A 25264-nucleotide genomic window follows, 5' to 3' on the forward strand; every position below is an offset into this window, starting at 1 on the left:
TGCGCGTTGAAGCGTATCGGGAAATGATCTGGCTATTGCGGCAGGGTCAAATAGCGCCCGCACTCTGCCTGCTGTGCTTCGCTGCTGAGATAGGGGATTTCACCGAGGAACGGCGCGTCAATGCGCTGACGTAGCGAAGCCATATATTCCGCATGGCGTTTACCCGGTGGTTGAATATCGTTGGCAATCCATCCCGCCAGACGCAACCCACGCGCTTTCACCGCTTCTGCAGTTAACATAGCATGATTGATACATCCCAGCTTCACACCCACCACCAGAATCACCGGCAGTTGCTCAGCTTCAACCCAATCAGCATAGGTTTGGGTCTCCGAGAGTGGCGTAAACCAGCCGCCCGCGCCCTCTACCAACACCCATTCGGCCTGCTGCTCCAGCGCACGTAATCCTGCGGATAAGGTGGCGAACTCAATCGGTCTGCCCTCTTCTGCGCTGATAATATGCGGTGATGTGGGTTCCACAAACGCCAACGGATTCACCTGCTCATAGCGCAGTTCAAGGCTGCTATAACGCTGTAAGGCCAGCGCATCACTGTTGCGGATGCCTGCGGGAGTGATATCACATCCCGATGCCACCGGCTTATAGCCTGCAGTACGCAAACCCGCCGCGCTGGCCGCTTGCAGCAGCGCACCGCTTGCCACGGTTTTGCCGACTTCGGTGTCTGTTCCGGTAATAAACCAGCGTGTCATTTATTCAAAACTCCATACATCAAGTGATAACTCAGGCGATAACCCTGCTCATCCTGCGGCCAGTACTGCTCAAGTTTGGCCAGTTGCTTACGTGTCAGCACCGACGTGCCGCGCCCTTCGTGCAGATGTGTTGCGCCAATACCTTTGAGTGAACGCATGGCACTCAAGGCGCTGGGAAAATGCAGCGTGATCACCTGTTGCTGACAGGTGAGCGGCAACCCAAGGGTGGCCGCAGAGAACTGCTGTTCGCTGAGAAAACGGTTGGCATGCTGACGGCCATCAAGCTGTGCCCAGGCGTAGTGGACCTCATGCAGCGAGCCATCCAGCAGGGTTGAAAACAGCACCGAGCCGCCAGCGCGGGTCACGCGTAGAAACTGTTGCAGCGCAAGGCGCAAATCGCTGCTCCACTGCACCGCCAGATTGCTCCATACACCATCAACACTGTCATCAGACAGCGGCAACGCATCGATATCGCCTTGCTGATAGTGCTGGGCTGAGTGCTGCACGCGAGCGGCTTCCAGCATGTTGGCCGAGAGATCGAGGGCGGTCAGCGTGCGTCCGCGATCGCGCCAGTAGCGGCTGTACCACCCCGTGCCACATCCCGCATCCAACACATGGGGGCCAAAACCCGCCGGTGCTAACGCTAATAGTGCATCACCGCTCTGCCGTTGCAGCTCGGCATGCTGTTCATAGTGCTGTGCCGCACGGCCAAACGCCTGCGCCACCGCCTGCTTATTAACCTGCAGCGTCATACAGCGCCTCCAGCAGACGATCAATATCGTCCGTGTGGTGTGCAGCGGTGAGCGTAATGCGCAGCCGCGCCGTGCCCGGCGGCACAGTGGGCGGCCGAATCGCACTGACCCAGCAGCCCGCCTGAGCCAGACGCTGCGATAACGCCAGTGCTGCACTGTTTTCACCCACAATCAGCGGCTGAATCGCACTGGTTGATGGCATCAACTGCCACGGAAGATCGGCGGCTCCCGCGCGGAAACGTGCGATATGACTATGAAGCCGCGCGCGAAGTTCATCGCCCTGCTGAATCTGTTGCAACGAGGCCAGCAACGCACAGCACTGGGCTGGCGGCATGGCAGTGGAATAGATCAGATGGCGCGAAAACTGTTCAACGTAATCCGCCGTGGCGTCATCGCACAACAGCGCTGCGCCGCTGACGCCAAACCCTTTGCCAAAGGTGACGATCAAGAGTTCTGGCTTCACGCCTTGTTGCCAGCAACTGCCGCGTCCTTGTTCGCCACACACGCCAATACCGTGTGCATCATCCACCAGCAGCCAGCCGTTGGCGCGCTGCGTCTCTTCAGCCAGGGCGGCGAGTGGTGCACTGTCGCCATCCATACTGAATACCCCTTCGGTCACCACCAGCGTGCCGCCATCAGAGGGTGTAGCCAATAATTTCGCCAGGCTATCAGGCTGATTATGCGCAAAGCGGCGTAGCGTCGCAGGGCTGTGACTGGCGGCATCCAGCAATGAAGCATGTGCCAGTTTATCGGCGAGGATGCGGTCCTGTTTCTCCGCCAGCAGGTGAATTACCGCCTGATTCGCCGCAAAACCCGAGATAAACAGCAGCGCGCGCCGGTAGCCCAACCAGTCAGCCAGTTGTTCTTCCAGCTGTGCATGATGGCGACTGTAGCCCGTCACATGACCCGATGCGCCCGCCCCTGCCCCCGCTTCCGCAGCACCCTGCTGCCAGGCCGCAACTACCGCAGGATGTTGGCTCAGGCCGAGATAATCATTGCTGGAGAAGTGACGATAGCGCTGCCCATCCAGCGTGATTTCACGCACGCTGTTGAGTTCAACCCGGCGGCGCAGACGCCAGCCATCGGCATCGCGCCGCGCGGCCAGCGCCTGTTCGATTCGTTGTGACCAGCCCATCACACCGCCGCGTTATAGAACTGTTCAGTGTCCGCGTGCACCAGCTGTTCGCTGAGCTGATACTGCTGCTCATTGTCACCTGCGGTGGTGGCGGTATGTTCTGGATTGAGGCCAAGTTTACGGAACAGGATCAGATCTTTGTCCTCTTCCGGGTTAGGCGTCGTCAGCAGCTTGCAGCCGTAGAAGATGGAGTTAGCACCGGCCATAAAGCACATCGCCTGGGTCTGCTCGCTCATCTGCTCACGACCCGCAGAGAGTCGTACATGTGACGATGGCATCATGATACGCGCCACGGCGATAGTGCGGATAAAATCAAACGGCTCAACGTCATCGTTATCCGCCAGCGGCGTGCCTTTGACCTTGACCAGCATGTTGATTGGCACACTCTCCGGCGGTGTAGGCAAATTCGCCAACTGCACCAACAATCCTGCGCGGTCTTTCACCGTTTCACCCAAACCGACAATGCCACCCGAGCAGACTTTAATGCCCGCGCCGCGCACTTTATCCAGCGTATCTAAACGTTCCTGATAGCTGCGTGTGGTGATGATGCTACCGTAGAATTCTGGCGAGGTGTCGAGGTTATGGTTATAGAAATCGAGACCTGCGCTGGCCAGACGTTCAGCTTGCGTGTTGTCCAGCGTGCCTAGCGTCATGCAGGTTTCCATACCCATGGCTTTGACGCCCTGCACCATCTGCTCCAGATACGGCATGTCGCGTTCATGCGGGTTTTTCCACGCTGCACCCATACAAAAACGGCTCGATCCGGCCGCTTTCGCTTTGCGCGCCGATTCCAGCACCGCTTCCACTTCCATCAGGCGTTCGGACTCCAGCCCGGTTTTGTAACGTGCACTCTGTGGACAGTATTTGCAGTCTTCCGGACAGGCACCGGTTTTAATCGACAGCAGCGTACTGACCTGCACCTGACGCGGGTCAAAATGCTGACGGTGAACTTGCTGTGCTTCGAACATCAGCTCAAGAAAAGGTTTATCGAACAGTGCCTGAGCTTGTGTCAGTGTCCAGCGGTTTGCCATTGCTTACTCCAGAAAAAGGGTTCATCCCGACGAATAACGTGGTTATACTTGTAAACTAAATTTTTGTAAAATGGTTTACAATGCACATGTTCACTCAGGACGACCTCAACTTTGACCGCCAGCACATCTGGCATCCCTATACCTCGATGCGCGATCCGCTGCCTTGCTATCCGGTTGTGGCGGCTCACGGTTGTCAGTTGCAGTTGGCCGATGGGCGCGAGTTAGTGGATGGCATGTCTTCGTGGTGGGCTGCGATTCATGGTTACAACCATCCGCGTCTGAACCAGGCCTTACAACAGCAAATGGCGCAGATGTCCCATGTGATGTTCGGTGGCATTACCCACCCCGCGGCGGTGGAACTGAGTCGTCAACTTGTCGCCATGACCCCCGAAGCGCTGGAGTGCGTGTTCCTTGCCGACTCGGGTTCAATCGCAGTAGAAGTGTCGATGAAAATGGCCTTGCAGTACTGGCTGGGACGCGGTGAAACGCGACAAAAATTCCTGACGTTGAAACGCGGCTATCACGGCGACACCTTTGCCGCCATGTCGGTGTGCGATCCCGAAAATTCCATGCACAGCTTATGGCGGGGCTATCTGCCTGAGCACCTGTTCGCTGCAGCGCCCCAGTGTGGGTTTGACGGCGAGTGGAATGAGGCGGACTTTGCAGATTTCGCCCAGCTCGCCGAGACGCACCATCGTGAGATTGCCGCCGTGATTCTCGAGCCTATCGTGCAGGGTGCAGGCGGGATGCGTTTCTACCATCCACGTTACTTGCAACAGGTGCGCGAGCTGTGCGATCGCTACGGCATCTTGTTGATTGCCGATGAGATTGCCACGGGATTTGGCCGCAGCGGCAAGCTGTTTGCCTGCGAACATGCGGGTATCACACCTGATATTCTCTGCTTAGGTAAAGCACTCACCGGCGGCACGATGACGCTTTCTGCCACACTCACCACGCGAGAAGTGGCTGACACTATCAGCCGCAGTGCCGCAGGTTGCTTTATGCATGGCCCCACCTTTATGGGCAATCCTCTGGCCTGCGCGGTCGCGGTCGAGAGTCTGAAGATGATCAATGAAGGACACTGGCCAACGCAAGTGGCGGCGATTGAGCAGCAATTGCGCCGTGAGTTGCTGCCGCTGCGTGAGCATCACGCGGTAGCGGATGCCCGTGTGCTCGGTGCGATTGGCGTCATTGAGACCCATTCCCCCGTCAACATGGCGGCGCTGCAACAGTTCTTTGTGGAGCGCGGCGTGTGGATCCGTCCGTTCGGCAAGCTGATCTATCTGATGCCACCTTATCTGATTTCTGCCGCTGAACTGGCCCAGCTAACCCAGGCGGTGCGCGCAGCTCTGGATGTCGAGGCACATTTCCTGACATGAGTACGCTGGCAGTACTGACCATTTTTCACCATGATGGGAGGCACTGCACAATCGAGAAAAGGAGAGATCATGCGCGTATTTAGCCAAGACTTTAACGATGGCGACAAGATGCCAGAGCGACACGTTTTCAATGGCATGGGGTATCAAGGCGATAATCTGTCACCGCATCTGGCTTGGGATGATGTGCCTGCCGGGACCAAAAGTTTCGTGGTGACCTGTTACGATCCTGATGCGCCAACCGGTTCAGGCTGGTGGCACTGGGTGGTCGCCAACATCCCCGCAGAAGTCACCGTGCTGCCGCAAGGTGCGGGATCAGGCGTGGCTGAGTTGCCGGAAAGTGCGATTCAGACGCGTACCGATTTTGGACAAACTGGTTACGGTGGCGCAGCCCCCCCACAGGGCGAATCCCATCGTTACATCTTTACCGTGCATGCGATGGACACCGACAAGATTGACGTAGATGCTGGCGCAAGCGGCGCCATGGTCGGCTTTAACGTGCATTTCCATGCACTGGCGAGCGCGTCGATTACGGTGAAATATTCGTGATGTGAAAACGGTGCCCTTCGCTGTAATGCTTGTTAGTTTAGAGCTTGTTTGGTTAAGGCTGTCATTTTTCAGGAATGGCAGCCTTTTCTATTGCACGATTGAGCATGTTGGTGCGGGCCGCAGCACCTCTGCTGCTGCCGGGCCGTCCTCGCGCCGCTTTGCGGTGCCCTCGGCTGCAACGTCGTGCCGGTCGGACCGTTCGGGTACGGCCGTCCTGGCCTACCCGAACTGCCAGTCGCATCCCTGCGCCTGGCTCCTGGCACAACGTCTCCGCCTCAGCGCTGCGAATAGCCCTTGCAGCAGCAGAGGCGCTGTGGCCTCAGGCATCGTGCCCTTTGTGGCATTAAAAGCGCTATCGCCTGAGCCATCTAGCCCTTTGTAATAGTAAAAACGCTATCGCCTGAGTCATCGCGTCCTTTCCAGCAGCGTAAACAGATGTTAGCAAGCAGGCTGGGGCCGCTCAGGGGCTGGCATTTCGCAGCGCTGAACGGAATGAGGAGGCCAGGAGAGCCAGCATGGATGCTGGCGAAAGGTGCAGCCGGGACAGGGAAAGTCCCGTCTGCACCGGTCCGTCAGGCTGACGAGTGAAGTGAAGGTACCGCGTCAGCGGCGCGAGGACCGCCAGCCCCTGAGCGGCACCAGACTGCGCTATCACCTGTACCGCCAGCCCCCTAAGCGGCACCAGATAGCGTTATCACTAAATACTTAATAGATCAGAATCACGCTACCCAGCGCCATTTCTCATTTTTAATCCAACGCGTGAATCACCACCCACATCGGGCCTTGACCCACGGCGTAACGCGCCAGCGGTTGCAACAGGCCGCGATCGGCAATCTTGTACACTTCGATATGGTGCGATTTCTGACCCGCCGCCACCAGATACTGGCCGCTGTGGTCGATATTGAAGCCGCGCGGCTGGGTTTCGGTTGGCTGGTAGCCTTCAATCGCCAGTACTGAACCATCTTCGCTGATGCTGAATGCAGTAATAGTGCTGCTAGTGCGATCACAGGCATACAGGAAACGGCCATCTGGAGTGATATGAATATCCGCTGCCCAGCGCGTATCACTGAAATCTTTCGGCATCATATCCAGGCTCTGTACGCGCTCAACTTGACCATTCACGTTGTTTAACGCCCAGACATCGACAGTACTATCCAGTTCATTCACCACATAGCCATAAGCGCCGTTCGGATGGAATGCCATATGACGCGGGCCTGCACCTTCAACCGTAGTAACTTGCGCCTGATCACGCGGGGACAGCGTGCCGTCAGCGTTCAGTTGGAACAGACAGATGCGATCCTGCTTGAGTGCCGGAACAAACAGCGTTTGGTTACTGAGATCGATATTTGCGGAGTGGCAGCCATCTAAACCACCGATGACCTGGCTCGGAGCCTGCGGCACGCCGTCGCTGCCGATCGGGCTGATGCTCACGCACGCATCGTTATAAGAACCACAGAACAGGTAACTCCCCTGACGATCGGTAGAAATATGCGTTGGGCTGCCCGGCAGTGGCGCTTCACCCGCCAGGCTCAGGGAACCATCGGCCGCAATGCGATACGCTAACACGCGAAAATTCGGACGAACGCCGACATAGAGGAAATCTTTCTTCGGGCTCACCACCATCGGCTGCACCTGACCGGCCACATCCGTGACCTGCAATAACGTCAGTGCGCCATCTTCCTGCAACTGCCAGGCATGGATCTGCTGGCTCTCGGGACTGGCGGTATACACGACTTGTTTCATGCGTTTTTCCTTGTTCGCTGCCTGATGAAAGGGATAACTGTAGCGCGTTTCATTTTGTCGCGCTGGATTCATTTGTGCCCTGTTTTTTGTCTCAGGGCCGCTGCCGGGTGTAGACTTAACGTTTTGTTAACTCCCGGACGGAAAGAGTAATGAGCTACCGCGTAATCGCCCTTGATCTTGACGGCACCCTGCTGACCCCGAATAAAACCATTCTGCCAGAATCAATTGAAGCACTGGCCCGTGCGCAACAGGCCGGTGTCAAAGTGCTGATCGTCACCGGTCGCCACCACTGTGCTATCCATCCTTTTTATCAGGCACTGCAGCTGGATACACCCGCAATCTGCTGTAATGGCACCTACTTGTACGATTATGCAGCAACGAAGGTGCTCGCTTCCGATCCCTTGGAGAAAAGCCAGGCGACTCGCGTCATCGAGATGCTCGATCAGGAAAACATCCACGGCCTGCTGTATGTGGATGACGCCATGCTGTATCAGGAACCCACCGGCCACGTCACGCGTACCCTGAACTGGGCACAATCGCTGCCGGAAGCGCAACGTCCTGTGTTCCTGCAAGTGCCGAGCCTGGCGCAGGCAGCGCTGGATGCTCGTTCCATCTGGAAGTTTGCCCTCTCCCATCCTGACACCCGCGCATTACAGCAATTCGCTGAACGCACTGAATCCGAGTTGGGTCTGGCGTGTGAGTGGTCGTGGCATGATCAGGTCGATATCGCTCAGGCAGGCAATAGCAAAGGTAAACGCCTGCAGCAGTGGGTGGAAAGCCAAGGCTTCAGCATGCAAGATGTGCTGGCGTTCGGTGACAACTATAACGACCTCAGCATGCTAGAACAGGTTGGATTAGGTGTCGCAATGGGCAATGCCGATGACGCGATCAAAGCGCGCGCTAAAAAGGTAATTGGCACCAATCTGGAACCCGGGATTGCAGAAGTGATTTATAAAGAGGTTCTGTAAGGCTTTGATTCAGTAGGTGCGCAGACATGCGCACCCTGCAAATGACTCTCGGCCGTCATTGATCGCGTCCGTGACTACGTCGTGATCGACACGCTCTTGATTTGGGCGTACAGCCATTGATCGGGCCGAATGCCCAACTCGTCTCTGGCCCAAGGCGAAATCCGCGCCCACAGTTCACTGATACCAATACGCAGTTTCACTTCTACCTGATCGTCAATCTCCAGCAGTTCAACCACCTGCGCCGGCAGGATATTGCGTACCGAGGTGTTTTGCGGCGGCTGTAAGGCCAACGAAACGTCGCCGGAAGCGATGCGAATGCGCAACGCTGTTTTCAGCGGTTGATTCACTCGGCTCACCCAGATGTGTTGATCGCCCAATGACAAGGCGGTCATCGGGTAATCGGGATGCTGCTCCAGCACCTGCACGCGTAGCACACTGGTGCGATCGGCAATCGGTAGCCAAGGGCGCATCGCCGCGCTGCTCCACACCTTTTCCAGCGAACCAAAGGCTTTCACTTTGCCACTGTCCAGCACTAACACGTTATCGGCCAGTTGCAGGATCTCATCCAGACTGTGAGAAACGTAGAGGATGGGAATATCGACCTGTTTCGCCAGCTTTTGCAGATAGGGCATCAACTCCCGTTTGCGCGGCAGATCCAGCGACGCCAGCGGCTCATCCATCAACAAAATGTCTGGCGCGGTTAGCAGTGCACGGCCAATCGCCACCCGCTGCTTTTCACCGCCAGAGAGCGAGGCCGGAAAACGGTTCAGCAGCGGTTCCAAACCGAGTAATGCTACCAGGTTATTGAATTGCGACTTCATTGAGGCCGCCATGCCATATTGCAAATTGCCCCGCACGCGATAGTGCGGGAACAGGCGGGCGTCCTGGAATACATAGCCAATGCGACGTTTTTCTGGCGGAAGATTCACGCGGCTGGCGGAATCAAATAGCAGACGATCGTTCAACTGTATCTGTCCACTCTGCGGTTGCGTCAGGCCACCGATCGCATTAATCAGCGAGGTTTTGCCCGCTCCCGACACGCCAAAAATCGCGGTGATACCACTTCCGGGAATCTGCACATTCACGTCAAGCTGGTGATCGCCCAGCAGTTGAGAAATATTCAAATTGAGCATCAGGCCGCCCCTAACCGCTTGCGGCCCCAGCGTGCCAGCAGCTCAGAGGCCACCAGCGATAACAGTGCCAGCGCAATCGCCACCGCACACAGGCGCGCGGCAGTGCCTTCCGCGCCAGGGGTTTCAATCAGGGTAAACATGGCTGAGGGGATGGTGCGCGTTTCGCCGGGAATATTAGACACAAAGGTGATAGTGGCACCGAATTCGCCGAGCGAACGCGCAAAGGCCAGCACCGTACCCACAATAATGCCAGGCAACGTCAACGGAATAGTGATGGTAAAGAACACGCGCCAGCGGCCTGCGCCTAACGTGCGCGCCGCCTGTTCCAACTTCGTGTCCACGGCTTCAAGTGCCAAACGAATGGCCCGCACCATCAACGGAAAAGCCATCACGGCGGAGGCTAACACCGCACCGCGCCAGCTGAAGGCGAAGGTAAAGCCAAACCAGTCATATAACCATTCGCCGATAAATCCGCGACGACCCAAAGCAATCAGCAGCAGATAGCCCACCACCACCGGCGGCAACACCAAGGGGAGATGAATCACACTATCGAGCAGGGTTTTGCCCGGAAACCGGCAACGCGCCAGAATCCAGGCCATCATGATGCCAAACGGCAAGCTGCACAGCACAGCAACGCAGGAGACTTTTAGGCTGAGAAATACGGCCTGCCATTCGGGATCGCTTAATATCATTTCTTCGGCGTAAATCCATACTGTTTAAACACGGCAGCGGCATCCGGCCCCTGCAGATAGCTGTAGAAGGCGTTAACCGTTGCGTTCTGATGTTCTTTCACGACCGCCATCGGATATTCCACTGGCTTATGGCTGTCTGCCGGGAAATGTCCCACCACCTGCACTTTGTCACTGGCAACCGCATCAGAGCCGTAAACGATGCCATAAGGCGACTCGTTACGTTCCACCAGCGCCAGCGCCGCTCGGACGTTATTAGCCGGTGCTAACATCGGCGAGACGGTATCCCATGCACCCAGTTTTTGCAGTGCCTCTTTGGCATAAATCCCCGCCGGCACATGGTCCGGGTCACCCACCGCCAGACGTTCGCCCTTCAACAGGCTTTTCCAGTCGGTCTGTGCATTGATGGTCACGGCTTTCGCACTGTCACTCTTCGGTGCGATTAACACTAAATCGTTGCCCAGCAGCGTGTAGCGTGTGTTCTCTACTACGCTCTTTTTATCCACCGCATAATCCATCCACTGCTGATCGGCAGAGATAAACAGATCGGCGGGTGCGCCCTGCTCAATCTGGCGCGCCAGCGTCGAAGAGGAAGCAAAGGACGAGACCACTTCCACGCCGCTCTTTTTCTGATACTGCGTCGCAATATCCTGCATCGCATTGGTTAACGATGCCGCAGCGAACACGGTAATCTTCTCCGCAGCCACAGCGTGGCTCACCATAGAAACACTTAATACAGTTGCAGCAGCCCAGCGGTAATTGATTTTCAGCATTTTTTACTCCTTGTTACGTTATATATTTGATAATACAACGTGAGAATTAATGCTGTCATGAGCTTTATATCGGCAGAAATTGACGGAAGTTAAGGACAAAACGCCCGCAGGGTGCGGGCGTTTAGAAATCAGTGGTGTGTGCTGTTGGCAGGACGATCGTCGCGGCGGCCAAATTTTGAGATGACGTTGAAAACTTCACCCAAGCCGTAAATCAAACCGAGCATAATGGCCATCACAATTGGCACCATGATCACAGCCACAGCCAAGCTTTTAAGCAGTTCCAGCATGGAAACCTCACGCAGAAAATAAAAAAGTGATTGTAACGGTTAGGGAAAAAAACGCACTGCCCTTTTCGTGCTTTTACTTTTGGCCTTACACTTGTCGGACTAACCTAAGGAGCTGACATGCAGGCAGAACTCTCTCTCCACATTCGTCTTCAGCAGAAGCTGTTTGCCGATCCTCGCCGCATCGAACTGCTGAAACGCGTGCAGGAAACCGGCTCCATCAGTCAGGGCGCCAAACTGGCCGGCATCAGCTACAAAAGTGCCTGGGATGCCATCAATGATATGAATCAGATGGCTGATCAAACCTTAGTCGATCGCGCAACTGGCGGCAAAGGCGGCGGCGGTGCGCAGCTGACACGTTATGGCGAACGTCTGATTCAGCTGTTCCACCTGATGGAGCAAATTCAGCAAAAAGCCTTTGATGCACTGCAAAATGACAGTCTGCCGCTCGACAGTTTGCTGGCGGCGATTGCGCGTTTTTCATTGCAAACCAGTGCGCGTAATCAACTGTTTGGTACGGTGATGGCACGCGATCACCATCAGGTACAACAGCATATTGAGGTACAGTTAGCGGACGGCGTGACGCGATTACAGGTGGCAATCACCGAACGTAGCGCCGAACGCCTACAGCTCGACAGCGGCAAAGAGGTATTAGTGCTGATTAAAGCCCCATGGATTCAGCTTAGCCGTGAGGCATCGGGGAGCGATAATCAGCTCCAGGTGGCGATTAGCGCGATCGAAGCAGGGAATCAGGTGAGCGAAATCCTGATGGCATTGCCAAGCGGTGAATCCCTGTGTGCCACCGTGAACAATGCACAAGTGCAGCAGCAGAATCTACAGCCAGGCGACAGCGTGACCGCCAGTTTTAATGCTGAACACGCTATCATCGCCACACTGCTCTGAAATCCAGGCCATGATTTGACTTCGCTTGCTTCGCTCGCTAAAACTGAGAGCACGATGCATAAAACGGAATGAATAATGGCTTCATTGCAAATTTCGCAAGGCATATTTCACCTTAGCGACACTCGAGCACTGTCCCTTAACGATCTTACCCTCAACAGCGGCGAAAGCTGGGCTTTTGTCGGCGCCAACGGCAGCGGAAAATCGTCGCTGGCGCGTGCACTTTCCGGCGAAATCACGGCGGGCAAAGGCAGCGTAACCCAGGACTTTCAACGTCGCACCCGCCTGTCACTTGAGCAATTACAAAAGCTGGTGACGCAAGAGTGGGAACGCAATAACACCGACCTACTCAGCGAAGGCGAAGACGATACCGGCCGCACCGCTGCCCAGATTATTCAGGATGAAGTCAAAGATGAAGCGCGCTGTCAGATGCTGGCGCAGCAGTTTGGCATCACCTATTTGCTGGATCGCCGCTTCAAATACCTGTCCACTGGCGAAACGCGCAAGACGCTGTTGTGTCAGGCATTGATGGCTCAGCCGGATTTATTAATCCTGGATGAACCCTTCGACGGACTGGATGTTGCCTCCCGCGCGAGCCTTGCAGAAACGCTCAGCGACCTGCATCAGCAAGGCTATGCCGTGGTACTGGTACTCAACCGTTTTGATGATATTCCTGACTTTGTACAGCAGGTGGGCGTGCTGGCGGAATGTACCTTGACCCACGTGGGTGAACGCAAGGCAATATTGGCCGAAGCGCTGGTGGCCCAACTGGCACACAGTGAGAAACTGCAAGGCATGGCGCTGCCGGAACCCGATGAGCCGGATCAGTTACCGCATCTCGCTGATGATGCGCCGCGTGTGGTACTGCGTAACGGCGTGGTGTCGTATAACGATGTGGCGGTGATTGATGGACTGAGCTGGCAGGTCAATCCCGGTGAGCACTGGCAGATTGTCGGTCCAAACGGCGCGGGTAAATCCACCCTGCTGAGCCTGGTGACGGGCGATCACCCGCAGGGCTACAGCAATGATTTGACGCTGTTTGGCATTCGTCGCGGCAGTGGTGAAACCATTTGGGACATCAAACAACATATCGGTTATGTCAGCAGCAGCTTACACCTTGATTACCGCGTAAGTTGTAACGTGCGCACCGTGGTGCTTTCCGGCTTTTTCGATTCGATTGGCCTGTACCAACCCGCTTCTGACCGTCAGAAAGCGCTGGCACGCCAGTGGTTGGCACTGCTGGGCATGGACAATCATCTGGCCGATGCGCCGTTCCACAGCCTTTCATGGGGTCAACAGCGTCTGGTGCTGATTGCGCGCGCGCTGGTCAAGCACCCAACACTGCTGATTCTGGATGAGCCGCTGCAAGGGCTGGATCCGATTAATCGCCAGTTGGTGCGTCGCTTTGTCGATGTGCTGATTGGCGAAGGCCGCACCCAGCTGCTGTTTGTCTCACACCACGCTGAAGATGCACCGCAGTGTATTACTCACCGCCTGAGTTTTGTGAAACAGGATGTGGGTTACGGCTATCAGCAGGACGATCTGCGTTAATCCAGGCGCCATAAGTGGCGCCCTACACCGTAGAATGCACATGCATACGATCATTCGGGCGTCGTAAATAGCGCCCTGACATTGTCGGTGCGAATCTAAAAGATAATCCAGCGCCATAAATGACGCCCCTACATCTAGAGGCGTGCATTTATGCGCACCTCAATGAATACGTGATGTAACCGCTACCATTTACCCGCCTGGTATTTCAGCAAACACTCGCTTTAACCCCACAAAATGAGAATCGTCACCTTGTGTAAACGATACCATTTATCCAGACTGGATCACGCTTTCACGTTGGCCTTTGTGCTACTTTGATCGAAGTCATTTTGATCCGTTTGCCGTTTACCAGGACTTGTTATGGAAAAATTTAATCCGGTCGATCACCCACATCGCCGTTATAACCCATTGATCGATCAGTGGGTGCTGGTCTCACCGCATCGCGCTAAACGTCCGTGGCAAGGCGCTCAGGAAACCCCTGCCTTGGAACAACTGCCTGCACACGATCCGGACTGCTTCCTGTGCGCAGGAAACACGCGTATCACCGGTGACAAAAATCCCGATTACAAAAGCACCTACGTCTTCACTAACGACTTTGCCGCGTTGATGACGGACACCCCAGATGCGCCAGAGAGTGAAGATGTGCTGATGCGCTGTGAAAGTGCGCGTGGCACCAGCCGTGTGATCTGCTTCTCGCCCGATCACAGCAAAACCCTGCCCGAATTGCCACTCAGCGGGCTGGAAGACATTGTGCGTACCTGGCAAGAGCAGACCGCCGATCTTGGACAGCACTATCCGTGGGTGCAGGTGTTTGAGAACAAAGGCGCGGCAATGGGTTGTTCAAATCCCCATCCGCACGGCCAGATTTGGGCCAACAGTTTTCTGCCAAATGAAGCGCAAAAAGAAGATGATAATCAGCGCCGCTACTTTGACGAGAAAGGTTCGCCAATGCTGGTGGATTACGTGGTACGCGAGCTTAAAGACGGCAGCCGCACTGTAGTGGAAACCGAACACTGGCTGGCCGTGGTGCCGTGGTGGGCCGCATGGCCATTTGAAACCCTGCTGCTGCCAAAAACCCACATCAAACGTATCACCGATCTCACAGCAGCACAGCGCACCGACCTGGCGTTAGCACTCAAGCAACTGACCAGCCGTTACGACAACCTGTTCCAGTGCTCCTTCCCCTATTCGATGGGCTGGCACGGCGCGCCATTTAACGGTGAAGCCAACGATCACTGGCAGCTGCATGCTCATTTCTATCCGCCGCTGCTGCGTTCAGCTACGGTACGCAAATTTATGGTTGGCTACGAAATGCTAGCCGAAACCCAACGAGATTTAACGGCGGAACAGGCAGCAGAACGTCTGCGTTCTGTCAGCGATATCCATTTCCGCGAGGCGCAATAAATGTCATTAAAATCCATCACTCAACAGGTTTTCGCTGACACTTTTGGCTATCAACCGACGCACAGCATTCAGGCACCAGGCCGTGTGAACCTGATTGGCGAACACACTGACTACAATGACGGTTTTGTTCTGCCCTGCGCCATCGACTACCAAACCGTGATTGCCTGTGCCAAGCGCGACGATCGCCAGGTGCGTGTGGTCGCGGTTGATTATGACAACCAACAGGACTGTTTCTCGCTGGATGCACCGATTGAAGCCTTAAAAGAGCCGATGTGGGCCAACTACGTGCGTGGCGTGGTAAAACATCTGCAAAAGCGTGATGCGAGTTTTGGCGGAGCCGATCTGGTGATTAGCGGCAACGTACCACAGGGTGCGGGTCTGAGTTCATCGGCATCACTGGAAGTGGCGGTCGGCACCGTATTCCAGCAGCTCTATCAGCTGAAACTGGATGGCGCGGCCATTGCCGTGAACGGTCAGGAAGCGGAAAACCAGTTCGTCGGCTGTAACTGCGGCATCATGGATCAGCTCATCTCTGCACTCGGCCAACCTGACCACGCGATGCTGTTGGATTGCCGCACCCTCGGCACACGCGCCGTCTCCATGCCGGAAGATGTCGCCGTGGTGATCATCAACTCCAACTTCCGTCGCAGCCTGGTCGGCAGCGAATACAACACCCGTCGCGAACAGTGTGAAACCGGCGCGCGCTTCTTCAACAAGCCCGCACTGCGCGACGTCACGCTGGCCGAATTTGAGGCCGCTGAATCGCAGCTGGATGCGCTGGTGGCAAAACGCGTGCGCCATGTCATCACCGAAAATGCCCGTACGTTGGAAGCCGCCGATGCGCTGAGCAGTGGCGATCTGAAGCGCATGGGTGAATTGATGGCTGAATCCCATGCCTCAATGCGTGATGATTTTGAAATCACCGTTCCCCCTATCGATCAACTGGTTGAGATCGTTAAAGCGGAAATCGGACCGCGTGGCGGCGTACGCATGACGGGCGGCGGCTTCGGCGGCTGCATTGTGGCCTTGATGCCAACCGATCTGGTGGATCAGGTGAAAGCTGCCGTCGCGCAGAAATATGAAGCACAGACCGGCATCAAAGAAACCTTCTACGTATGCAAAGCTTCTGCAGGAGCGGGCCAATGGTAAGTGATGTCAATTCACATGCGCCAGACGGGCAACCGTGGCGCATCACCGTATTACGCAATCACAACGGCATGGTAGTGACGTTTATGGATTGGGGCGCGACCTGGCTCTCCGCGCGCGTACCCATGCAAGACGGCAGCGTGCGTGAAGCGCTGCTCGGCTGTGCCACACCTTCCGATTATCTGCACCAGGATGCTTATCTGGGCGCGACGGTGGGCCGCTACGCCAATCGCATCGCCTCGGCAGAGCTAAAACCGTTAAACCTGCTGCTGGCCGCTAATCAGGGTGCGCATCAACTGCACGGCGGCCCAGATGGGTTTGATAAACGCCGTTGGCAAATCGTCAGTCAGAGCGAGACCGAAGTGCACTATCGCCTCGATTCACCGGATGGCGATCAGGGTTTCCCCGGCAATCTGATTGCAGACGTGGTTTACCATCTTGACGATGATAACTGCCTGTCTATCCGCTATGAGGCGCAGACCGACAAGCCCTGCCCGGTGAACCTGACCAACCATGCTTACTTTAATCTTGATGCGCATCATGGCGATGCACGCCAGCATCGCTTACAACTGCACGCGGACCGTTACTTACCGGTCGACAGCGAAGGCATTCCTAACGCGCCACTGAAAGCGGTGGCCGGCACCAGCTTCGATTTCAATCAACCGAAGTGTGTGATGGATGACTTCCTCGCCGATGACGATCAAAAAGCGGTGAAAGGCTATGACCATGCGTTTCTGCTCAACACCGCGGGTGACAGTACTCAGCCCGCCGCCCAGCTCTGGTCGGCCGATGGCAAACTGGCGCTAACCGTATTTACCGCTGCACCGGCGCTGCAGTTCTACTCAGGCAACTATCTGGATGGAACACGCGCCCGTGAACAGGGCAGCTATACTGCTTTCCAGGGCATCGCGTTGGAGAGTGAATTTTTACCGGATTCGCCCAACCATAGCGAGTGGCCGCAGCCTGATTGCTGGCTGCAACCTGGCGACCGCTGGCAGTCTGAGACGCGTTATCGCTTTACGCCGCAGTAAGACGCCGGATGAAAAACGCGCACTGTGTTGCCGACAGGCTTACGCCGTGCGTTGTTTTCCGCTATGGTATGGCGCTATTAGTGAGCCGCTTGTTCAGGTGGCCGCAGCCGGTTTCTATAATCATCGAAACATCAAGCATTAAGGAGTTAAGCTATGGCCGTAACTAAGCTGGTTCTGGTGCGACACGGCGAAAGCCAGTGGAACCAGGAAAACCGCTTCACCGGATGGTATGACGTGGATCTGTCTGACAAAGGTCGCACCGAAGCCAAAGCAGCCGGTCAGCTGCTGAAGAAAGAAGGTTTCGTGTTTGATTTCGCCTACACCTCCGTGCTGAAACGTGCCATCCACACCCTGTGGAACGTGCTGGATGAGCTGGATCAGGCTTGGCTGCCGGTTGAGAAAACCTGGCGTCTAAACGAGCGTCACTACGGTGCGCTGCAGGGTCTGGATAAAGCAGAAACCGCTGCCAAATATGGTGACGAGCAAGTTAAACAGTGGCGTCGTGGCTTTGCCATCACTCCACCGGAACTGGACCGTGCGGACGAGCGTTTCCCTGGCCACGATCCACGTTACGCATCACTGACCGATGCACAGCTGCCAACCACCGAAAGCCTGGCACTGACCATCGAGCGCGTAATCCCTTACTGGAACGAAAACATTCTGCCACGCATCAAAAGTGGTGAGAAAGTGATCGTTGCTGCACACGGTAACTCTCTGCGTGCGCTGGTAAAATACCTCGATAACCTGAGCGAAGACGAGATTCTTGAACTGAACATCCCAACTGGCGTGCCATTGGTGTATGAGTTCGACGAGAACTTCAAACCGCTGAAGCGTTACTACCTGGGTGATGCAGACGAGATTGCCGCGAAAGCTGCAGCCGTTGCTAACCAGGGTAAAGCCAAGTAATTCCCGGCTGAAAACAAAAAGGCCAGACGCGAGTCTGGCCTTTTTTATTGCGCGTTAAGGGTTAGCCGCGACGCTGTTTGATCGCCTGCGCCAGTTGACGCAATGCCTTCTCAGTGTCATCCCAGCCGATGCACGCATCGGTCACGCTCTGGCCGTAAACCAAGGGTTTACCGCTGTCGAGGCTTTGATTACCTTCCACCAGGTGGCTCTCAATCATCACGCCGGTAATCGCCTGCTCACCGCCTGCGATCTGCTGCGCAACATCTTCTGCCACCACCATTTGACGCTGGAACTGCTTGCTGCTATTCGCATGGCTAAAGTCGATCATCACCTGCGGACGCAAGCCCGCTTTCTCCAGACCGGTTTTCACCGCTGCCACGTGTTCTGCACTGTAGTTCGGCTCTTTGCCGCCGCGCAGAATGATATGGCAATCTTCGTTACCGCTGGTTTCGACAATCGCCGAATGACCGAATTTGGTGACGGAGAGGAAACAGTGCGGCGCACTGGCTGCCCCGATCGCATCGATGGCCACTTTGATGGTGCCATCGGTGCCGTTTTTAAAGCCAACCGGGCAAGAGAGACCAGAAGAGAGCTCGCGGTGTACCTGTGATTCAGTGGTACGTGCGCCAATTGCGCCCCAACTCATCAGATCCGCCATATACTGCGGAGTGATCATATCCAGGAACTCACCTGCTGCTGGCAGGCCCGTATCATTGATATCCACCAGCAGCTTACGCGCCAGGCGCAGGCCGTCATTGATCTGGAAACTGCCATCCATAAATGGATCGTTGATCAACCCTTTCCAGCCAACCGTGGTGCGTGGCTTTTCGAAATAAACGCGCATCACCACTTCAAGCTCGCCTTTCAGCTCATCACGCAGCGTCAGCAGACGGCTCGCGTACTCTTTAGCGGCTTCGGTGTCGTGGATCGAGCAAGGACCGATCACCACCAGCAGGCGATCGTCCTGGCCGTGCAGAATGCGGTGAATCGCCTGACGTGCCTGAGCAACGGTTTCAGCGGCTTTATCGGTGGCGGGGAATTTTTCGAGCAAAGCAACAGGGGGTAATAATTCTTTGATTTCTCTGATGCGTAAATCGTCGTTCTGATAATCCATACATAATTCCATTCAAATTTCTGGCCCAGCGTTCGCCGGGCGCAACCTGTTCAATGTATCCCTTCAGGCATCAGGTGTAAATTCCACTCGCGCGGAAATGCATTTGTTAAATTTGCATTTATGCGGTCATCGACTAAGCTTTTTAAACGTAAGCACTGAGGAATAGTCTGCTTGCGATATTAAATTTTTAAGCGAAGCGTTAATGGTGGAATTATATTCCGTCATGACCAGTTTCATGCGTCGCTCAGCACCAGCGGGTGTAAGACGGCAACTCTCCATCGATTAAAGGAGCATAATGATGAATAAGTTTGCAATTATCTTTCTCACGGCAGCGATGACGTTAGGCAGCGGTGCAGCCATGGCCGCAGACAACAACGGTGAAGCCAATGCTTCAGCCGATGCTGGCGCGGCAGCGGGTGGTGCAAAACAAAACCTGCCACCGAACAAAGTGGATAACAGCAAAATTAATAATGGCAGCATGAATACCAACAGTGCAGCAACATCAGGGATGAGTAGCGGAAATATGTCTGCCGATGAAATGCACAAAAATACGATGTGCAAAGACGGTAAATGCCCGGACATGAATAAAAAGGTCGACACCAAAAAAGGTGGCGGCCACGTCAAACATAAAACCGATGGCACAACGCAGTAAGCGTGTCGCTCATCACACCAAGGGAGAGCTTTCGCTCTCCCTTTATTTTTCCAGTCTCCCTTTTCCGCTATGCTAAAGCCATGAATTTCACAGGAACTGTTTCATGGCTTCACTACTGCTTATTGACGACCATCCCTTAGTTGAAGTCGCGCTGGAAGCGGCCTGCGTTAATGCCCCCATTCCCTTGCAGTTGCACGCAGCGGCTGATGAGGCACAGGCAAGGCAGTTGCTGCAGCAGCATAAAATCGATCTTATCGTGCTCGATATTGGCTTACCGAACAGTGATGGGTTAGAGCTGCTCCGTCGGCTGCGCGCACGCGATGAACGCTGCCCCGTGCTGATTTACTCAGCCCAACAAAATCGACACACGTTACTGAGTGCGGTCTCCTTGGGTGCATCGGGCTATGTGGTAAAAAGTCAGAGTATGGCGCAGCTATTGAGCGCGATCCTGGCTGTACTGGGCGGTCATCAAGCATTCCCACCGCTGCCGGGACCTATCGAACTGCCACTCACCGAAAAAGAACAGCAAATTGTCGCCCTGCTGGTGCGTGGATTGTCGAATTTGCAGATTGGCGAACAGCTGCACATCAGCAATAAAACCGTCAGCACCCACAAGAAAAACATCCTTGAGAAAACCGGTGTGCAGTCGGTAGTTGAGCTGGCTGAACTGTGGAAAGCACAGCAGTGAGAGTCATCATGCTGCTGTGCGTGCTGCTGATGAGCTTCGCCGCACGTGCCGAGTTACAGCCCGCCAGCAGCGTGATGCTCCCCGCGATGATGCCAGCCCCACACGCAGAACCTTGGCCGTCGCCGACGCTGCGGGTTGCCGTACCGGCACAAAACAGTGCGCCCTGGGCGATGCGCATTGGCGATCGCATCTGGGGTATTGATGCGGATTACCTCAGTGCATTAAGCCAACTCACAGGCACCCATTTTATCCTGCAAAGCTATCCCGATCGCATTCAGCAACTGGCCGCATTGAGGGAGGGTAAAGTCGATTTCGTATTAAGTAATGAACACGCTCAACTCCCTGATGACCTCCTGTTGAGCGACAGCTGGTACAACAGCCCTGTTCGCATCTATCGTAACCGTGATAACCAGCGCGCCGTGATGTTCAACAGTGATAACGCGCAACTCACCATTGCCGAGGCAACACTGGCACAGTTGCCCGATACCTTTGTGCGCAGCCATCAATGGCATCGCCTGCCGGGCGATTTGCAGGCCATGTATGCCCTGCTCAACCAGCAGAGCGATTATCTGGTTGCGGATGAAGCCAGTGCGGGTTTTCTGTTAAGTCAGTTACAACAGGGCCAGATTTACCAAATCACCGCCGATCCCGGCGCCGGTGAACTCTCCTTGCGCGCGCTGGCACGCGATCCCACTTTGATTCACTGGCTCAACACGCAACTTCGACTGCTGCCAGCTGAATTCAGCAATCGCGTGCAACAGCGCTGGAGTCCACCGCTGTTGCGTTACCAGGATACGCAAACGCTGATGCTAACCCGCGATGAAAAACAGTGGCTGGCGCAGCAGCAGGAGATTCCCTACGCGGTTGAAGCGGACAACGCGCCCTGGAGCTATCGGGATAGCAGCGGCAACGCACGCGGTTTCGGTATCGATTTACTTAATGCCTTGAGCCAAAGCACAGGCCTGCGCTTTACGCCACGCTGGGTGAGTAGTCCGCAACAGGCTGAGGTGCTGTTAAAGCAACATCAGGTGATGCTCAATCTTTTGCAACCGCTGTATGGCGACGATGCCAGCAGCAACACCCTGCCCGTCTGGCGTGCCATCTGGGGGATTTACACCCTGAATACTCAGCAACCCATGGGATGGCAATCTTTACAGAGTGGGCGGGTGGGCGTGTTACGAGGTGATTTAGCCCAGCGCTTATTGCCTGCGAGCCTTACGCCACAGCTGTTCGATGATCGTGCACAATTGTGGCAAGCCCTCAACAGTGGCCAAATCGATGCGCTGGTGGATAACGTGTTATCGGCGCGCTGGCGTATGGCCAGCCACACCGACAATCGCGTACATCTGGCCTTTGCCGCCAGTGATATTGCGTGGCCGCTCGCCCCACAAGTCAGCGGCGATCAGCCGCAACTGCGCGCGCTGCTGGATCATGCCCTACAGCAAATTCCTCCGGATACGCTGAATCAGATGCGCATCAGCTGGTCGCAGCCGCCACAGCCCGGCACCAGCATGGCAATGCGCAATATCCCGCTGATGATCCTGATCGCCTCTGGCCTGATTATCCTGCTGCTGCTGTTTCTGCTGCTACGGCGTTATCTGCAACAGCGTCGAGATCGGTTACAGCGTGAACAAGCCGAACGCGCCAACGCGGCCAAAAGCCAATTCCTTGCCACCGCCAGCCATGAGCTACGCACACCAATGCAGGCCATTTTAGGCCTGCTGGAGCTGGAGCAACAGCAACATCCCAGCGAGCGGCTGACCTTGATGCACAGCAGCGCTCGCTCACTGATGGCCCTGCTCAACGATCTGCAAGATCACGCGCGCATTGAGAATCAGAGTTTCCGCCTGACACCGCGCCCGCTCAATCTGGCGCATTGGCTGCAACAGCAGCAACAGCTCTACCATCCACTGATGCGTGACGCAGGACCGGTGCTGATTGTTGAAGCGCTAACCCCACTGCCCGCTTGGGTGATGTTGGATGGCGATCGCTTACAGCAGGTGATTAACAATCTGGTGGCGAACGCACTGAAGTTTACCCGCAGTGGCGAAGTGCGTTTAACACTGGGGGTGGATGAGCAAATCCGGTTCACCGTCGCTGACAGCGGCAGTGGTATTCCACGGGATGAGCAGGCGCAGCTGTTCGAACCTTGGTATCAGGCCCCCTCCGGCAGAAGCCACGCGGTGCAGGGCAGCGGTCTGGGCTTATTTATCTGCCGCGAGATTGTGCAGCGTATGGGGGGAAGCCTGGCGCTCACTTCAGAACCCGGAAAAGGCACGCAGGTGAACGTTCTACTGCCGCTGGAGGTGTGCGAAAGCGTTCCCGCCGATCTCCCAGACAGCTGGCCGCGTTACCCCCATCTCCGTGTGGCGATTGTTGATGACCATCCCACCAATCTGTTGGTGATACAGCAGCAATTAGCCTGCTTTGGTATCACCGCTGAGTTGTTTGAGGAAGGACGCAGTTTGTTGCGCGCCGATGCGCACCAGCCCTTTGATGTGCTGCTGATCGATCAGATGATGCCGCGACCTGATGGCTTATCACTGCTGCGTATATTGCGTCGTCGTCAGCGACATCGCGCCAGCCCCGCATTGCGCATACTCTGTTCGGCTGATGTGCAACTGCTGAAATTTACGCTGCAGGAGCATGAGGCTTTATTATTGAAACCGATTACGCTGACTGACTTGGCACCACTGCTGGCACGGGCGGTGGCCGATCCCCTCAGTCGCTTACCGGAAAGCCTCCAGATTCTGGCACAGCACAATGACGCCTTTATTCCCCGCATCTGCCAGACGCTGCAACGGACATTACATCAGGATCGCGATGCGCTGCTCGATGCTAGCGCGAACCGTGACTGGTCGGCACTGGAGAGTGCCGCGCATCGTATGAAAGGCAGTTGGCTACTACTGGGCATGGATCACATCGCTGATCAGTGTCAGCAACTGACCGAGCGTGCTAAACAGCAACAGGTGGACGCTGATGCGCTCAATTTACTGATATCATTAACGAACAGGCTATTAAAACTACTGGAAAGTTATGGCACACACTCATTCTCACAGCGAGCATAACGGTAACCGCACGCGCCTGGCGGCGGCATTTGGCGTCACGGCGGTGTTTATGGTGGCCGAAGTGATTGGCGGCGTGGTGTCAGGATCGCTGGCGCTGCTGGCCGATGCCGGGCATATGCTGACCGATGCCGCAGCGCTACTGATGGCGCTGCTGGCGGTACAATTTGCCCAGCGCAAACCGAATGCCCGCCATACCTTTGGCCTGCTGCGACTCACCACGCTAGCGGCCTTCGTCAATGCCATCGCGCTGCTGGTGATCACCGTACTCATCGTCTGGGAAGCCCTTCGCCGCTTCTATCAACCGCAGCCAATTGCTGGCGGCCTGATGCTGGGCATCGCCATTGCCGGTTTGCTGGCTAATCTGCTGTCGTTCTGGCTACTGCATCGTGGCAGTGAAGAGAAGAACCTCAACGTGCGCGCGGCCGCTTTGCATGTGCTGGGCGATCTGCTTGGCTCCGTGGGCGCGATTGTCGCCGCAGTGATCATTATGCTGACCGGCTGGACGCCGATTGACCCGATTCTGTCCTTGCTGGTGTCTTTGTTGGTGGTTCGCAGTGCATGGTCACTGCTGCGCGAAAGTTTGCACGAACTGCTGGAAGGCGCACCAAGCAACATTAACGTCGATAAGCTGGCGCGCGAGTTGACACGCAACATTGCGGAAGTGCGCAATGTGCATCACGTGCATGTCTGGCAAGTGGGTGAGAAGCCGGTGCTGACGCTGCATGTGCAGGTGATTCCGCCATACGATCATGACGGGTTGCTGCGCAGCATTCACAAGTATCTGCATCAGCATTATCAAATTGCCCACGCCACAGTGCAGATGGAGTATCAGCCTTGTGTAGGGCCTGATTGCGAACTCTGTGCTGTGAACAGCTCAGCGCAGCACGATCACCATGAACATGCTGCGCTGGATGGCCACGCTCACCACCATCATTAATTCGACAGTGCGCGTGACCCATGTTCACGCGCGCTTTGCATCCACAGACGCGAACCGTTTAGCGCAATCAAGGTGAGAATCACGTACTCCAACGACATCGCGTACACGCCCTGGCGTGCAAAGATCATTACGCTAATCACGTTGATCACCACCCACAGCAGCCAGTTCTCGACATATTTACGCGTCATCAAGATCATCGCCACAATCGACAACACCATCATGCAGGAATCCCAGAACGGGAACGCATCGGGCTGCAATTGTGGCATCGTCACGTTCAGGCCGAGACTCTGCATGATACCGACGGCAGTTTTGGTCAGAAACGCGAATACCGGGTCGATGTACAGCGTCATCAGCGCAATGGCGATGACGCACGCCGCGCCCCAGCCGAGCGCTTTTGGCAACGGCAGCCAGCGAATCTTCAGTGCGGCCTCATTGGCGGTGTTTTGTCGGCTCCACGCGTACCAGCCGTAGACATTGGCGACAAAGAAGAACAGCTGCAGCAATAAACTGGCATACAGCTGAATCTGGAAGAAGATCACCGCAAACAGCGTGACGTTAATCAGCCCAAAGAAGTAGTTGATAATCTTTTCCAGGCTGGCGAGCCAGATGCACAGCAACCCCGCAATCGTACCCACGGCTTCAATCCACGACAGGTCATAGCCGCCGACGCCAATGGGAATGTGAACCAGAATATTTTGTGTGCTGAAGAAGTCCATGATCTGCACCTGTATGA

The 25264-nt window shown here is 55.6% G+C and carries 24 protein-coding genes; 13 read left to right on the forward strand and 11 right to left on the reverse strand.

Going from position 1 to position 25264, the window contains the following annotated elements; translation table 11 throughout:
- Positions 1-32: 32 nt before the first annotated feature.
- Genes bioD through bioB form a run of 4 tightly spaced genes read right to left on the reverse strand, consistent with a single transcriptional unit; the run spans position 33 to position 3622 of the window.
- Positions 33-704 carry a dethiobiotin synthase gene (gene bioD / locus F3J38_RS06845; RefSeq protein ID WP_167136293.1) on the reverse strand — a complete coding sequence of 224 codons (672 nt, stop codon included), beginning with the start codon at positions 702-704 and terminating at the stop codon, positions 33-35.
- Positions 701-1456, reverse strand: a complete 756-nt coding sequence (bioC, locus tag F3J38_RS06850) for a malonyl-ACP O-methyltransferase BioC (protein ID WP_167136295.1) — start codon at positions 1454-1456, stop codon at positions 701-703. Before bioC ends, bioD begins: the two co-directional genes overlap by 4 nt.
- Entirely contained in the window at positions 1440-2591 is a 1152-nt protein-coding gene (bioF, locus tag F3J38_RS06855; protein WP_167136297.1) for an 8-amino-7-oxononanoate synthase, read from the reverse strand. The genes bioC and bioF overlap by 17 nt, the downstream gene beginning before the upstream one ends.
- Positions 2591-3622, reverse strand: a complete 1032-nt coding sequence (bioB, locus tag F3J38_RS06860) for a biotin synthase BioB (protein WP_034821141.1) — start codon at positions 3620-3622, stop codon at positions 2591-2593. The genes bioF and bioB overlap by 1 nt, the downstream gene beginning before the upstream one ends.
- Positions 3623-3708: 86 nt before the next feature.
- On the opposite strand from bioB, the gene bioA reads away from it, so the two are divergent.
- Together bioA and F3J38_RS06870 are read left to right on the forward strand one after the other, a co-directional pair.
- A complete protein-coding gene (gene bioA, locus F3J38_RS06865) occupies positions 3709-5001 on the forward strand; it encodes an adenosylmethionine--8-amino-7-oxononanoate transaminase (protein ID WP_167137101.1) in 1293 nt (430 codons plus the stop codon).
- A gap of 69 nt (positions 5002-5070) precedes the next feature.
- A complete protein-coding gene (locus F3J38_RS06870; RefSeq protein WP_167136299.1) occupies positions 5071-5547 on the forward strand; it encodes a kinase inhibitor in 477 nt (158 codons plus the stop codon).
- 747 nt (positions 5548-6294) lie between these two features.
- Here F3J38_RS06870 and pgl read toward each other — a convergent pair.
- Positions 6295-7290: a 6-phosphogluconolactonase gene (gene pgl / locus F3J38_RS06875; protein WP_167136301.1), complete on the reverse strand. Its 996-nt coding sequence runs from the start codon at positions 7288-7290 to the stop codon at positions 6295-6297.
- 149 nt (positions 7291-7439) lie between these two features.
- Between pgl and F3J38_RS06880 the strand changes: the two genes are divergently transcribed.
- The gene (locus F3J38_RS06880; protein WP_167136302.1) at positions 7440-8258 is read left to right on the forward strand and encodes a pyridoxal phosphatase; all 819 of its coding nucleotides are present in this window, start codon (positions 7440-7442) and stop codon (positions 8256-8258) included.
- A gap of 74 nt (positions 8259-8332) precedes the next feature.
- Here F3J38_RS06880 and modC read toward each other — a convergent pair whose 3' ends face one another.
- The 4 genes from modC to F3J38_RS06900 form a co-directional block, all read right to left on the reverse strand.
- Positions 8333-9391 (reverse strand): molybdenum ABC transporter ATP-binding protein ModC, encoded by a 1059-nt coding sequence (gene modC / locus F3J38_RS06885; RefSeq protein WP_167136304.1) that lies wholly within the window; start codon positions 9389-9391, stop codon positions 8333-8335.
- Positions 9391-10083 carry a molybdate ABC transporter permease subunit gene (gene modB / locus F3J38_RS06890; RefSeq protein WP_167136306.1) on the reverse strand — a complete coding sequence of 231 codons (693 nt, stop codon included), beginning with the start codon at positions 10081-10083 and terminating at the stop codon, positions 9391-9393. The genes modC and modB overlap by 1 nt, the downstream gene beginning before the upstream one ends.
- Positions 10080-10853, reverse strand: a complete 774-nt coding sequence (modA, locus tag F3J38_RS06895) for a molybdate ABC transporter substrate-binding protein (protein WP_167136308.1) — start codon at positions 10851-10853, stop codon at positions 10080-10082. The genes modB and modA overlap by 4 nt, the downstream gene beginning before the upstream one ends.
- Positions 10854-10981: 128 nt before the next feature.
- Positions 10982-11140, reverse strand: coding sequence for an AcrZ family multidrug efflux pump-associated protein (locus tag F3J38_RS06900; RefSeq protein WP_167136310.1), 159 nt, complete (start codon positions 11138-11140; stop codon positions 10982-10984).
- 117 nt (positions 11141-11257) lie between these two features.
- Between F3J38_RS06900 and modE the strand changes: the two genes are divergently transcribed.
- From modE to gpmA, 6 genes are all read left to right on the forward strand, one after another.
- Positions 11258-12040: a molybdenum-dependent transcriptional regulator gene (modE, locus tag F3J38_RS06905; RefSeq protein WP_167136312.1), complete on the forward strand. Its 783-nt coding sequence runs from the start codon at positions 11258-11260 to the stop codon at positions 12038-12040.
- A gap of 75 nt (positions 12041-12115) precedes the next feature.
- The gene (gene modF / locus F3J38_RS06910) at positions 12116-13588 is read left to right on the forward strand and encodes a molybdate ABC transporter ATP-binding protein ModF (RefSeq protein WP_167136314.1); all 1473 of its coding nucleotides are present in this window, start codon (positions 12116-12118) and stop codon (positions 13586-13588) included.
- Positions 13589-13945: 357 nt separating this feature from the next.
- On the forward strand, positions 13946-14989 hold the full coding sequence (galT, locus tag F3J38_RS06915; protein WP_167136316.1) for a galactose-1-phosphate uridylyltransferase: 1044 nt from the start codon (positions 13946-13948) through the stop codon (positions 14987-14989).
- Positions 14990-16138, forward strand: coding sequence for a galactokinase (galK, locus tag F3J38_RS06920; protein WP_167136318.1), 1149 nt, complete (start codon positions 14990-14992; stop codon positions 16136-16138). It begins immediately after the preceding gene.
- Entirely contained in the window at positions 16132-17166 is a 1035-nt protein-coding gene (galM, locus tag F3J38_RS06925; RefSeq protein ID WP_167136320.1) for a galactose-1-epimerase, read from the forward strand. The genes galK and galM overlap by 7 nt, the downstream gene beginning before the upstream one ends.
- 153 nt (positions 17167-17319) lie before the next feature.
- Positions 17320-18072: a 2,3-diphosphoglycerate-dependent phosphoglycerate mutase gene (gpmA, locus tag F3J38_RS06930; protein ID WP_007890623.1), complete on the forward strand. Its 753-nt coding sequence runs from the start codon at positions 17320-17322 to the stop codon at positions 18070-18072.
- Between the two features lie 61 nt (positions 18073-18133).
- On the opposite strand, the gene aroG is transcribed toward gpmA, so the two are convergent.
- Positions 18134-19186 carry a 3-deoxy-7-phosphoheptulonate synthase AroG gene (gene aroG, locus F3J38_RS06935; protein WP_167136322.1) on the reverse strand — a complete coding sequence of 351 codons (1053 nt, stop codon included), beginning with the start codon at positions 19184-19186 and terminating at the stop codon, positions 18134-18136.
- A 295-nt stretch (positions 19187-19481) separates the two neighbouring features.
- Between aroG and F3J38_RS06940 the strand changes: the two genes are divergently transcribed.
- The 4 genes from F3J38_RS06940 to zitB all read left to right on the forward strand — a co-directional run bounded on the left by F3J38_RS06940 (position 19482) and on the right by zitB (position 24531).
- A complete protein-coding gene (locus F3J38_RS06940; RefSeq protein ID WP_167136324.1) occupies positions 19482-19838 on the forward strand; it encodes a YbgS-like family protein in 357 nt (118 codons plus the stop codon).
- A gap of 103 nt (positions 19839-19941) precedes the next feature.
- Complete coding sequence (locus F3J38_RS06945; protein WP_167136326.1) at positions 19942-20526, forward strand: response regulator transcription factor; 585 nt, start codon at positions 19942-19944, stop codon at positions 20524-20526.
- A gap of 8 nt (positions 20527-20534) precedes the next feature.
- Complete coding sequence (locus F3J38_RS06950) at positions 20535-23594, forward strand: hybrid sensor histidine kinase/response regulator (protein ID WP_205298180.1); 3060 nt, start codon at positions 20535-20537, stop codon at positions 23592-23594.
- Entirely contained in the window at positions 23563-24531 is a 969-nt protein-coding gene (gene zitB, locus F3J38_RS06955; protein WP_167136329.1) for a CDF family zinc transporter ZitB, read from the forward strand. The genes F3J38_RS06950 and zitB overlap by 32 nt, the downstream gene beginning before the upstream one ends.
- On the opposite strand, the gene pnuC is transcribed toward zitB, so the two are convergent.
- Positions 24528-25247, reverse strand: a complete 720-nt coding sequence (gene pnuC, locus F3J38_RS06960; RefSeq protein WP_167136331.1) for a nicotinamide riboside transporter PnuC — start codon at positions 25245-25247, stop codon at positions 24528-24530. The genes zitB and pnuC overlap by 4 nt on opposite strands.
- Positions 25248-25264 lie beyond the last annotated feature (17 nt).

This window comes from Candidatus Pantoea formicae, from assembly GCF_011752625.1.
Taxonomy (GTDB): domain Bacteria; phylum Pseudomonadota; class Gammaproteobacteria; order Enterobacterales; family Enterobacteriaceae; genus Pantoea; species Pantoea formicae.

Bases quoted from the DNA above. Each gene is read 5' to 3' on its own strand.
- F3J38_RS06945 (WP_167136326.1), top strand. From the start codon at position 19,942: ATGGCTTCACTACTGCTTATTGACGACCATCCCTTAGTTGAAGTCGCG.
- modC (WP_167136304.1), bottom strand. From the start codon at position 9,391: ATGCTCAATTTGAATATTTCTCAACTGCTGGGCGATCACCAGCTTGAC.
- bioD (WP_167136293.1), bottom strand. From the start codon at position 704: ATGACACGCTGGTTTATTACCGGAACAGACACCGAAGTCGGCAAAACC.
- F3J38_RS06950 (WP_205298180.1), top strand. From the start codon at position 20,535: ATGCTGCTGTGCGTGCTGCTGATGAGCTTCGCCGCACGTGCCGAGTTA.
- pnuC (WP_167136331.1), bottom strand. From the start codon at position 25,247: ATGGACTTCTTCAGCACACAAAATATTCTGGTTCACATTCCCATTGGC.
- F3J38_RS06870 (WP_167136299.1), top strand. From the start codon at position 5,071: ATGCGCGTATTTAGCCAAGACTTTAACGATGGCGACAAGATGCCAGAG.
- modB (WP_167136306.1), bottom strand. From the start codon at position 10,083: ATGATATTAAGCGATCCCGAATGGCAGGCCGTATTTCTCAGCCTAAAA.
- modA (WP_167136308.1), bottom strand. From the start codon at position 10,853: ATGCTGAAAATCAATTACCGCTGGGCTGCTGCAACTGTATTAAGTGTT.
- pgl (WP_167136301.1), bottom strand. From the start codon at position 7,290: ATGAAACAAGTCGTGTATACCGCCAGTCCCGAGAGCCAGCAGATCCAT.
- F3J38_RS06880 (WP_167136302.1), top strand. From the start codon at position 7,440: ATGAGCTACCGCGTAATCGCCCTTGATCTTGACGGCACCCTGCTGACC.
- modE (WP_167136312.1), top strand. From the start codon at position 11,258: ATGCAGGCAGAACTCTCTCTCCACATTCGTCTTCAGCAGAAGCTGTTT.
- modF (WP_167136314.1), top strand. From the start codon at position 12,116: ATGGCTTCATTGCAAATTTCGCAAGGCATATTTCACCTTAGCGACACT.
- bioC (WP_167136295.1), bottom strand. From the start codon at position 1,456: ATGACGCTGCAGGTTAATAAGCAGGCGGTGGCGCAGGCGTTTGGCCGT.
- galM (WP_167136320.1), top strand. From the start codon at position 16,132: ATGGTAAGTGATGTCAATTCACATGCGCCAGACGGGCAACCGTGGCGC.
- bioB (WP_034821141.1), bottom strand. From the start codon at position 3,622: ATGGCAAACCGCTGGACACTGACACAAGCTCAGGCACTGTTCGATAAA.
- gpmA (WP_007890623.1), top strand. From the start codon at position 17,320: ATGGCCGTAACTAAGCTGGTTCTGGTGCGACACGGCGAAAGCCAGTGG.
- zitB (WP_167136329.1), top strand. From the start codon at position 23,563: ATGGCACACACTCATTCTCACAGCGAGCATAACGGTAACCGCACGCGC.
- galK (WP_167136318.1), top strand. From the start codon at position 14,990: ATGTCATTAAAATCCATCACTCAACAGGTTTTCGCTGACACTTTTGGC.
- bioA (WP_167137101.1), top strand. From the start codon at position 3,709: ATGTTCACTCAGGACGACCTCAACTTTGACCGCCAGCACATCTGGCAT.
- bioF (WP_167136297.1), bottom strand. From the start codon at position 2,591: ATGGGCTGGTCACAACGAATCGAACAGGCGCTGGCCGCGCGGCGCGAT.
- F3J38_RS06940 (WP_167136324.1), top strand. From the start codon at position 19,482: ATGATGAATAAGTTTGCAATTATCTTTCTCACGGCAGCGATGACGTTA.
- galT (WP_167136316.1), top strand. From the start codon at position 13,946: ATGGAAAAATTTAATCCGGTCGATCACCCACATCGCCGTTATAACCCA.
- F3J38_RS06900 (WP_167136310.1), bottom strand. From the start codon at position 11,140: ATGCTGGAACTGCTTAAAAGCTTGGCTGTGGCTGTGATCATGGTGCCA.
- aroG (WP_167136322.1), bottom strand. From the start codon at position 19,186: ATGGATTATCAGAACGACGATTTACGCATCAGAGAAATCAAAGAATTA.